Source organism: Amycolatopsis sp. NPDC049688 (assembly GCF_040674975.1).
Taxonomy (GTDB): Bacteria; Actinomycetota; Actinomycetes; order Mycobacteriales; family Pseudonocardiaceae; genus Amycolatopsis.
On the sequence record NZ_JBFANY010000017.1, the window covers coordinates 118,638 to 128,187 of the forward strand.

Sequence of the window (9,550 nt, forward strand, 5' to 3'; positions counted from 1 at the left end):
CGCGGGTGGCTCCTTGGGGGAGGGGAACCGGAATGAGCCCTGGCAAGAGACGCGGCATCCTGATCGGCGGCGCGCTGCTGGTCGTCGTGATCGTGACCGCGGCGTTCTTCCTGCTGAACAGCGGGGGATCGACGCCGGAGGCCGCCACCGGGGCGACGGCGGTGGAGAGCCCCGGCGCCCTCGATCCGCACTCGGCGATCACCGAGTACCTGCAGGACTTCTCCGAGAACAACCCCGACGCGGCCGCCCGGCTGACCGACGACAACACCGCCGCGGCGGTGGCCCTGCGCAGCACGCGGAACACGCTGAACCCGGCGTCGGTGGCGGCGAAGCTGACCGTCCTGCAGCCGACGCCGGCCGGCACGAAGAAGACGGGCGGCACGTTCAGCCTCTCGTGGACGCTGAAGCCGGGCCAGGTCTGGACCTACGACGTCCCCTTCGAGCTCGCGCAAGGCGGCGGGAGGTGGCTCGTGCACTGGGCGCCGTCACTGCTGCACCCCAAGCTGGAGGCGGGCCAGCGGCTGGTGATCAGCACTGCTCCGCAGGACACCCTCGCGGTCGCCGACCGCGACGGGAAGCCGCTGGTCTTCAGCCGGGCCGGCGTCGCGCGGCTGGTGGACGGCAACCCGGCCCCGCTGCTGCGCACGGCGCTCACCGGGCAGGTCACCGCGGCGGCCGGCGGCGGCTTGGCCGTCGAACGCGTCGACGCCGGCGGCAAGAGCGTCGAGACGCTGTTCGGGAAGGTGCCGGCCGAGAGCGCGAAGCCGATGGTGTCGAGCTTGAGCCTGGCGGCGCAGGGCGCGGCCCAGGCCGCGGTGGACGGCTACCAGGGGTCGGCGATGCTCGTCGCCCTCGACACCGGTTCGGGCGACATCCTCGCCGTCGCGCAGAACGCCGCGGCCGGGAACGCCCCGAAGGCCCTCAGCGGCCTGTACGAGCCGGGGTCGTCGTTCAAGATCGCGACCTCGGTGGCGGCGATCCAGCAGAGCGGCCTCACCGCGACGTCGCCGGTCGACTGCCCCGGGGTCGCGACGATCGGCACGCGGACGGTCAAGAACGAGGACTTCGAGCTGGGCGCCACGAACCTGCAGACGGCGTTCGCGCGCTCGTGCAACACGACGTTCGGGCAGCTCGCGCTCGCCCTGCCGGCGGACGGGCTGCAGAAGGCCGCCGACGAGCTGGGCCTCAACGCCGACTACGAGATCCCGGGCATCAAGACCGAACTGGGGAAGGTCGAGCCCGCGGCGAGCAAGGACGAGCAGGTCGAGGACGGGTTCGGCCAGGGCCGCATCCAGGCCAGCGCCCTCGGCGGCGCGCTGATGGCGGCCACGGTCGCGGCCGGCAAGGCGATCACGCCGAGGCTGTGGCACGACCTGGAGACCACCGTGGTCAAGGGCTACTCGCCGCCGCCTGCTCCGGTGCTCGCCGAGGTCCGGAAGCTGATGCGCGCGGTGGTGACCAGCGGCACCGGCCACGCCGCGGCGTCGGCGGGCACGGTGTTCGGCAAGACCGGCACGGCCCAGTTCGGCGACGGCGAGCAGGCCACCGGTTGGTTCGTCGGCTACCGCGGGAACATCGCCTTCGCCGTGGTCCTGGAGAACTCCAACGACTCGGGCCCGGCCGTCCAGCTGGCCGCCAAGTTCCTCAAACCCCTCTGACCCGGAGGGTCGGTTCGCGTACCCAGGGAGCCGGTTCGCGTACCCAGAGGGTCGGCCGGCGAGCCGACCGTCCAGGTACGCCAACCGACCCTGCAGGTACGCGAGCCGGCCGGTCCGGTGCGATGGTTCGGCCGCGGGCGAAGGGTCGGGGTCGTAGCGTGGGGGCATGGAGACGATCGCGCTGGCCGAGGTGGCCGCGGTGCTCGCCGACCCGAGCCGGGCGACCATGTGCCTCGTGCTGCTGGACGGGCGGGCCTGGACCGTCGGTGAGCTCGCGAAGGCGGCCGGGATCGCGCTGTCGACGGCGAGCGAACACGTGACGCGGCTGGCCGGCGCCGGGTTCGTCGTCCGCGTCAAGCAGGGGCGCGCCAGCTACGTCCGGATCGCCGACCCGCGGGTCGCCGAGCTGATCGAGCACCTCGCCCAGCACGCCGAGCATCGCCCGGTGACGGGGCTGAAGCCGTCGCTGCGGGTGCGGCGGCTCGGGTTCGCGCGGACCTGCTACGACCACCTCGCCGGTGAGCTCGGCGTCGCCCTCCGCGACGGCATGCTGGCCACCGGCCTGGTCGACACCGCCGACGGGCTGACGCTGACCCCGCGCGGCCGCGAAAAGCTCGGCGAGCTCGGCGTGCCGGTCGCCGCCGGGCGGCGGCCGCTGCTGCGTGACTGTCTGGATTGGACGGAGCGCCGCGACCACCTGGCCGGAGCACTGCCCGCGGCCCTGCTCGACCGGGCCGTCGACGCCGGCTGGGTGCGCCGCGACGGCCACCGCGCGGTCAAGGTGCTGGCGGAGGCGCCGTTCGCGGCGCTGGGAGTCGATTTCGGCACGTTGGGCCGGCCTTAACACACCGGGTGTCCACCGCGGGGCAGCGGTACACGAACGAGTTAACCCCGCCGCTTCACTATTCTGAGTGCCCCACGGCACTCGGGAGGAGGCGGCATGGACCAGCTCCCCGTGCTGCTCGGCGTCGGCGGTGTCGTGCTGCTCGCCTCCGTGCTGGCCGTGCGCGTGTCGATCCGGCTCGGCCTCCCCTCGCTGCTGCTCTACCTCGCGATGGGCGTCCTCCTCGGCGAAGCCGGCTTCGGCATCCGGTTCGACAACCCCGAGCTGACCCAGTCGCTCGGCCTCGCGGCGCTCGTCATGATCCTCGCCGAAGGCGGCCTGACCACTCGGTGGTCGGCGGTGAAACCCGCGCTGGGCACCGGAATCGCACTGTCCACAGTGGCCGTCGTGGTGAGCGTCGCGGTCACCGGCGCCGGCCTGCACTGGCTGCTGGGGCTCGACTGGCGGCTCGCGCTGCTGTGGGGCGCGGTGCTCGCGTCCACCGACGCGGCCGCGGTGTTCTCCGTCCTGCGCACGGCCGGCATCGGAAAACGGCTCACCGGCGCGCTCGAACTCGAGTCGGGGATCAACGACGCGCCGGCCTACATCGCCGTCGTGGTACTGGCCGAAGGCACCACTGTGGACTGGACGCTGCCGCTGCTGGTGGTCTACGAACTGACCGCGGGCCTGGTGATCGGCCTCGCCTTCGGCTGGCTCGGCGGGTTCGCGCTGCGCCGGGCCGCGCTGCCGGCGACCGGCCTCTACCCGCTCGCCACGGTCGCGGTGTGCGTCGTCGCCTACTCGTCCGGGCAGCTGCTGCACGCGTCCGGACTGCTCGCCACCTACGTCGCCGCCCTGGTGCTCGGCAACTCGCGGCTGCCGCACCGGTCGGACACGCTGTCGTTCGCCGAAGGGCTGGGCTGGCTGGCGCAGATCGGGCTGTTCGTGCTGCTCGGCCTGTTCGCCTCGCCGAGCCGGCTGCTCGACGCGATCGTGCCGGGCCTGGTCGCGGGCGCCGTCGTGCTGCTGCTGGCGCGGCCGATCTCCGTCGTGCTGTCCATGCTGCCGTTCCGGCTGCCGTGGCGGGAGCAGGCGTTCCTGTCGTGGGCCGGGCTGCGCGGGGCGGTGCCGATCGTGCTCGCCATGATCCCGCTGTCGCACGGCCTGCCGGGCGCCCAGCGGCTGGTCGACGCGGTGTTCGTGCTGGTCATCGTGCTGACGCTGGTGCAGGGGGCGACGCTCGGGCCGCTCGCCCGCCGGCTCGGGCTGGCCAGGAAGTCCGAGGCGCACGAGATCGAGGTCGACTCCGCGCCGCTGGACGAGCTGGGCGCCGAGCTGCTGCAGGTCCGGATCCAGCCGGGGTCGAAGCTGCACGGCGTGTACCTGTCCGAGCTGCGGCTGCCGGTCGGGGCGACGATCAGCCTGGTCGTCCGCGCCGGCGCGGGCTTCACCCCGCAGAAGACGAGCCGCCTTCAGGAGAACGACCAGCTGCTGGTGGTGACGACGAGTGCCGTCCGCGACGCCGTCGAACGCCGGCTCCGCGCGGTCGACCGGGCCGGGCGCCTGGCCCGCTGGCGGGGTGAGTCCGGGCGCTGAGCACGCTCTGTGAGCGGCGTCTCAGAATGTGCGACGGGGGTTGGCGGCCGGGCGCGCTCTCGGTTACCTTTCGAACCAGGTCATGAGTGCCAGCGCGAAGCCCCGGCTTGCTGGCCGGCAACCCTCCTACCGCGGTGGGGTGCCCCGGGTGAAGACCGGGCCGGTCGCGCCGTGCGACGGGCAAGCGCGGGCCCCTCGCCGGGGGTCCCCCGGATCGCCGAGGAGGCACCCGATGACTCTGGCCATCGACCGCACGCAGCCCGAAACTCTTGCCGCGCAAGACATCCCGGCCGTCGCCGGGGCGGCGCTGCGCGTCCCGCTGGTGACCGGCGGGGACATCGGGTACGCCAACCTCGACCACGCGGCGAGCGCCCCCTGCCTCGACGCCGTCCGGGCGAAGGTCGACGAGTTCCTGCCCTGGTACGCCAGCGTCCACCGCGGTGCCGGCTTCGCCTCGCAGGTCTCCACCAAGCTCTACGAGCGCACCCGCGACGTCCTGCGCCGCTTCGCCGGCGCGCGGCGGACCGACACCGTCGTGTTCACCCGCAACACCACCGACGCCTTCAACCTGCTCGCCCGCAGCCTGCCGCGGCACACCACGGTGATCGTGTTCGACACCGAGCACCACGCCGCACTGCTGCCGTGGCCGGGCCCGAACGTGCGCCGGCTGCCGACCCCGCGCACCCGCCTGGCCGCGGTGGCCGCCGTCGACGAGGCGCTCGCGGCCGCCCCGCAGGGCCCGCGGCTCGTCGTCGTCACCGGAGCGTCCAATGTGACCGGTGAGCTGCTGCCGGTGGCGGAAATCGCCGCGGTGGCGCGGAAACACGGCGCCCGCGTCGCGCTCGACGCCGCCCAGCTGGCCCCGCACCGGCGGATCTCGATCAAGGAACTGGACGTCGACTACGTCGCCCTCTCCGGCCACAAGCTGTACGCACCCTTCGGAGCGGGCGCGCTGATCGGCCGCGCGGACTGGCTGCGTGCGGCCCGGCCCTACCTCGCCGGCGGCGGTGCGACCAAGCTCGTCACCGAGGACGCCGTCGTCTGGAACACCGGGCCGGAGCGCCACGAAGCCGGCTCGCCCAACACCGTCGGCGTGTACGCCCTCGGCGTCGCGTGCGAAACCCTGAGCCGGCACTGGGACGCGGTCGTGGCGCACGAGCAGGCGCTGCTCGCCCGGCTGCGCAAGGGCCTCGACGGCATCCCGGGCTGCGCCGAGCTGCGGCTGTTCGACGCGCCGGTCGACCGCGTCGGCACGGTCAGCTTCGTCGTCGACGGCTTCGACCCGGGGTGGCTCGCGGCGGTGCTGTCCGCCGAGTACGGCATCGGCGTCCGCGACGGCGCCTTCTGCGCTCACATCGCGGCCAAGCGCCTGATCGGCGTCACCGGCGGCGAGGGGCAGCAGGCGGTCCGCGTGAGCCTCGGCCTCGGCAGCACCGAGGAACACGTCGACCGGGTGGTGCTGGCCCTGCGGCAGATCGTCGCGCGGGGCGCCCGCTGGGAGTACGCGAAGGTGGACGGCCGCTGGGCGCCGGTCGGCGACCCGCGGGAGCTGCCGCCCTTCTGCTGAGCGTTAGCCTGGGCCGATGGGGAGAGGGCCGCGTTCCTGGTTTCCGCTGGCACTGCTGGGGTTCGCGCAGATCGGCTTGGCCGCGGTGCAGCTGCTGGCCCGCCGAAGCCGGGCCGAGAGCGAATCCGCGAACCTCCTGCTCCGGCCGGCGGTCCCGCCCGGTGCGACCGAGTACAGCCGCGCGCTGCGGATGCCCCTGGATTTCCACGTGGGAGGCAGCGGCCTGCCGAACGGCCCTGGATGGCTGGTCGCGCTCGGCGTGGTCGTCGTCGGCACGGCCGTCTGGTACGCGCTCACCCGGCGCCCCGGCCGGATGGCGTGGTTCGTCCTCGGCACGATCGGCGCGCTGCTCGCCGTCCCGCTGCTCGACCTGGTCGGATCGTGGCAGTTCCGGCTGGGTGACGGCCTGCGCGGCCCGTTGCTGGCCACGCTGGGCCTGCTGCTGCTCGCCGCGTACGAACGCAGCCGTCTCATCCTGGTGACGGCGGCCGCGTACGCCCTGGTCGCGGTCGTGCTCTCGGCGGATCTGGTGGGCGTCCTCGGTTCGGCGCTGATTGTGCTCGCCGCCGCCTTCATCGCCCTGCTGCGGGCGAACCCGCGCCCGATACCCTGACGCGATGGGGAGTTCACGGCGGTCCTGGTTCCCCCTGGCCGCCCTGGGGTTCGCACTGCTGGTGATGGCGGCCGTCGCCCTGGTTCCGGCCCGCGGCCTCGAGGGCTACCAGCGCCTCAACGCCGTCAGCACCAGCGTGCTGAACGGCAGGGCGTACGCGACCGCGGTCTCGGTCGACGCGGTGCCCTCGGCGAGGCTCGGCTGGCTCGCCGGTCTCGCCTGCGTGGTGCTCGCCGCGGCGGGCTGGTACTGGCGGCAGCTGCGGCCGCCGCGTCCCGGCCGGTTCCTGCTCGGCACGCTCGGGGCGCTCGCCGCCGTCCCGCTGCTCGACCTGGCCGGCTTCCTGCAGCTCCGGCTCGGCGGCGACGTGCGCGGCGCGCTGCTCGCGGCCCTCGGCCTCCTGCTGCTGGCCGGCTACGAGCGCAGCTGGTTCCTGGCCGCCGTGGCCGGGGTGTTCGTGCTGGTCGCGACCGTGTTCCTGCCCCCGGTGCCCGGCGCGGTCGCCGCCGCGGGCGTGCTGTTCGCGGCCGCGTTCGCCGTGCTCCTGCGCGGGCCGGTCACCGCCGCCGACGGGACCTGACCAGCGCCGTGGACAATGGACCGGTGAGCACCGAGCCCAGCCACTCCGAACCCGACACCGAAGCCGCCGCCGAGGCGGCGCCCGAGACCGTGCAGGAGACGCCGGAAGAACCGGCGAAGCCGCGGCCGAAGCGGCGGGTCGGCTGGGTGTTCGCGGTCGCCGTCGTGTTCTGGGCGATCGACCTGGTGACGAAGAACCTGGTCGTGGCCAACCTGGAGGGCAAGGAGCCGGTCAAGGTCCTCGGCGGGCTGATCTACCTGCAGGTGATCCGCAACCCCGGCGCCGCGTTCTCGATGGCGACGGGCATGACGTGGGTGCTCGCCCTGGTCGCACTCGCCGTGGTCATCGCGATCATCTGGCTGTCGCGGCGGCTGCGTTCGATCGGCTGGGCGATCGGCCTCGGCCTGGTGCTCGCCGGCGCCACCGGCAACCTGACCGACCGCATCTTCCGCGCGCCCGGCGGGCTGCAGGGCCACGTCGTCGACTTCATCTCGGCCTTCGCCCCCAACGGCAAGGGCTTCGCGATCTTCAACATCGCCGACTCCGCGATCTGCGTCGGCGGCGCCCTGATCGTGCTGCTGTCCCTGCTGGGCAAGGACTACGACGGCACGTCGACCAAGGACAAGAAGAAGGTGGCCCAGGCGCCGGAGGAGCAGGCGTGAGCTCGCGGATGCTCCCGGTACCCGACGGGCTCGACGGGATGCGGGTCGACGCCGGCCTCGCCAAGCTGCTCGGGCTGTCCCGCACGGTGGTCGCCGAGCTCGCCGAAGCCGGGGACGTGCTGCTCGACGGCCGTCCCGCGGGCAAGTCCGACCGCCTTTCCGGGGGCGGCCTGCTGGAGATCACCCTCCCGGAGCCGGCGAACCCGGTCGAGGTCGTCGCGCAGCCGGTCGAGGGCATGCAGATCCTGCACGACGACGACGACATCGTGGTGATCTCGAAGCCGGTCGGCGTCGCGGTGCACCCGAGCCCGGGCTGGACCGGCCCGACCGTCGTCGGCGGCCTCGCCGCGGCCGGCCTGCGCATCGCGACGTCGGGTGCGGCCGAGCGCCAGGGCGTCGTGCACCGGCTCGACGCGGGCACCACCGGCGTGATGGTGGTGGCCAAGAGCGAGCACGCGTACACCGTGCTGAAGCGCGCGTTCAAGGAGCGCACGGTCGACAAGGGTTACCACGCGATCGTCCAGGGCCACCCGGACCCGACGCGCGGCACGATCGACGCCCCGATCGACCGGCACCCGCGCCACGACTACAAGTTCGCCGTCGTCCAGGGCGGCCGCCCGAGCGTGACGCACTACGAGGTCGTCGAGGCGTTCCGCGCGGCGTCGCTCGCGCACATCAAGCTCGAAACCGGGCGGACGCACCAGATCCGCGTCCACTTCTCGGCCCTGCGGCACCCCTGCGTCGGCGACCTGACCTACGGCGCGGACCCGGTGCTCGCCCGCCACCTCGGGCTGAGCCGGCAGTGGCTGCACGCGAAGACGCTGGCCTTCGCGCACCCGGCGGACGGCCGGTGGGTCGAGTTCGAGTCCGAGTACCCGGACGACCTCGCGAAGGCACTGGAAATCCTGCGAGAAGAAAGCTACTAATCCTCGATCGACCAGATCAGCGTGCGCTCGTCCGGCTCCGGCCGCGGGCTCCAGCGCACCGAGACCACGCGGGTGGCGTCCGGCAGGACGTACACCGTGTGGCCGCCCAGCGTCTCGCCCGGGTTGACGCCGATCTTGTGCGGCGGCCGCGAGGTCAGCGACACCGGCGCCTTGCCGATCGCCTGGCCGTCGGCGGCGAGCAGCTCGAGGTAGTTGTCCGGCAATGAGGCGAACGGGATCGGCCCGCGATTGGTGATCTCGGTGTGCACGACCACCGCGCGCTCGCCGTCTTCCAGGCGGTAGCCGGCCGCGCCGAACAGGTAGTCCGCCGGGTCCTGGACCTCCAGCAACTGCACCGACAGCTGCTCGCCCTCCAGGCCCTGGGTCTCCATGACCTCGCCGAGCTTGCCCCGCTTGCCACCGGCGGGGGCGGCCGGCGGCTGGTCACCGCGGGCCCAGGACGCCGTCTGCGGAATGCCCCACGTGCTCACGGCGGGGTCGAGCGGCACCGGCGGCGGCGTGGCCGGCCGGGCCGGCCGCTGCGGCGGCGGGCCCGGATAGCGGCCGGACGGTGTGCCCTGGACCTGGTGCGGCCCGGACGGCGTGCCCTGGACGTGGTACGGCCCCGAAGGTGCGCCCTGCACGGTGTACGGCCCCGAAGGTGCGCCTTGGACCGTGTACGGACCCGACGGCGTCCCCTGGACCGGCGGCGGCATCGGCGCCGCGGGCTGCTGCGGCACCGGCTGCGACGGCGGGTACTGCGGCCGGTTCGCCCACGACGGCGGGGCGCCGGCGATGGCCGCGCGCAGGCCGTTCGGATCGCTTTCCACGCCGACGAGCAGGGGCAGCCCGCTGCCGGAGAGGGCGACCAGCCGGTAGGCGACCTCGCGGGGATCCATGCCGACCTTCGCCGCGAGCTCGTGCACGGCCGCCTTGCCGAGGTCGGCGAGCGCGGCGAGCAGGCGGATGTCGGCGGGATCGGTCACGGGCACCCCTCGAACGCTACCGCTTCGCCGATCCGCGGTGCCGCAGGCCGTCCGCCGCGGGCGAACGGTCCGCCGTTTCTGTCGGTGATCTCCGTTAGGGTCGGCCGGGAGCACAACAGTCGAAGCTGGGGGTCCTGCC

Annotated in this window: 9 protein-coding genes and 1 riboswitch; of the genes, 8 read left to right on the forward strand and 1 reads right to left on the reverse strand. The window is 73.7% G+C overall.

The window, feature by feature from the left end; genetic code table 11:
* Positions 1-32 precede the first annotated feature (32 nt).
* The 8 genes from AB0J55_RS37445 to AB0J55_RS37480 all read left to right on the forward strand — a co-directional run bounded on the left by AB0J55_RS37445 (position 33) and on the right by AB0J55_RS37480 (position 8,425).
* Positions 33-1,658 (forward strand): penicillin-binding transpeptidase domain-containing protein, encoded by a 1,626-nt coding sequence (locus AB0J55_RS37445; protein ID WP_364259884.1) that lies wholly within the window; start codon positions 33-35, stop codon positions 1,656-1,658.
* A 166-nt stretch (positions 1,659-1,824) separates the two neighbouring features.
* Positions 1,825-2,502 (forward strand): metalloregulator ArsR/SmtB family transcription factor, encoded by a 678-nt coding sequence (locus AB0J55_RS37450; RefSeq protein ID WP_364259887.1) that lies wholly within the window; start codon positions 1,825-1,827, stop codon positions 2,500-2,502.
* 96 nt (positions 2,503-2,598) lie between these two features.
* Positions 2,599-4,077 carry a potassium/proton antiporter gene (locus AB0J55_RS37455; protein WP_364259890.1) on the forward strand — a complete coding sequence of 493 codons (1,479 nt, stop codon included), beginning with the start codon at positions 2,599-2,601 and terminating at the stop codon, positions 4,075-4,077.
* A gap of 78 nt (positions 4,078-4,155) precedes the next feature.
* Positions 4,156-4,270: riboswitch (SAM riboswitch) on the forward strand.
* Positions 4,271-4,309: 39 nt separating this feature from the next.
* Positions 4,310-5,644 (forward strand): aminotransferase class V-fold PLP-dependent enzyme, encoded by a 1,335-nt coding sequence (locus tag AB0J55_RS37460; RefSeq protein ID WP_364259892.1) that lies wholly within the window; start codon positions 4,310-4,312, stop codon positions 5,642-5,644.
* 16 nt (positions 5,645-5,660) lie between these two features.
* Positions 5,661-6,257 carry a hypothetical protein gene (locus AB0J55_RS37465; RefSeq protein ID WP_364259895.1) on the forward strand — a complete coding sequence of 199 codons (597 nt, stop codon included), beginning with the start codon at positions 5,661-5,663 and terminating at the stop codon, positions 6,255-6,257.
* A 4-nt stretch (positions 6,258-6,261) separates the two neighbouring features.
* Complete coding sequence (locus AB0J55_RS37470; protein ID WP_364259898.1) at positions 6,262-6,837, forward strand: hypothetical protein; 576 nt, start codon at positions 6,262-6,264, stop codon at positions 6,835-6,837.
* A gap of 89 nt (positions 6,838-6,926) precedes the next feature.
* Positions 6,927-7,499 (forward strand): signal peptidase II, encoded by a 573-nt coding sequence (gene lspA, locus AB0J55_RS37475; RefSeq protein ID WP_364260181.1) that lies wholly within the window; start codon positions 6,927-6,929, stop codon positions 7,497-7,499.
* Complete coding sequence (locus AB0J55_RS37480; protein WP_364259901.1) at positions 7,496-8,425, forward strand: RluA family pseudouridine synthase; 930 nt, start codon at positions 7,496-7,498, stop codon at positions 8,423-8,425. Before lspA ends, AB0J55_RS37480 begins: the two co-directional genes overlap by 4 nt.
* Here AB0J55_RS37480 and AB0J55_RS37485 read toward each other — a convergent pair.
* Positions 8,422-9,417 (reverse strand): AsnC family protein, encoded by a 996-nt coding sequence (locus tag AB0J55_RS37485; protein ID WP_364259904.1) that lies wholly within the window; start codon positions 9,415-9,417, stop codon positions 8,422-8,424. The two genes, AB0J55_RS37480 and AB0J55_RS37485, sit on opposite strands and share 4 nt — an antisense overlap.
* Between the last annotated feature and the right edge of the window lie 133 nt (positions 9,418-9,550).

Coding starts and splice junctions, on each gene's coding strand:
- AB0J55_RS37445 (WP_364259884.1), top strand. CDS start 33: ATGAGCCCTGGCAAGAGACGCGGCATCCTGATCGGCGGCGCGCTGCTG.
- AB0J55_RS37450 (WP_364259887.1), top strand. CDS start 1,825: ATGGAGACGATCGCGCTGGCCGAGGTGGCCGCGGTGCTCGCCGACCCG.
- AB0J55_RS37455 (WP_364259890.1), top strand. CDS start 2,599: ATGGACCAGCTCCCCGTGCTGCTCGGCGTCGGCGGTGTCGTGCTGCTC.
- AB0J55_RS37460 (WP_364259892.1), top strand. CDS start 4,310: ATGACTCTGGCCATCGACCGCACGCAGCCCGAAACTCTTGCCGCGCAA.
- AB0J55_RS37465 (WP_364259895.1), top strand. CDS start 5,661: ATGGGGAGAGGGCCGCGTTCCTGGTTTCCGCTGGCACTGCTGGGGTTC.
- AB0J55_RS37470 (WP_364259898.1), top strand. CDS start 6,262: ATGGGGAGTTCACGGCGGTCCTGGTTCCCCCTGGCCGCCCTGGGGTTC.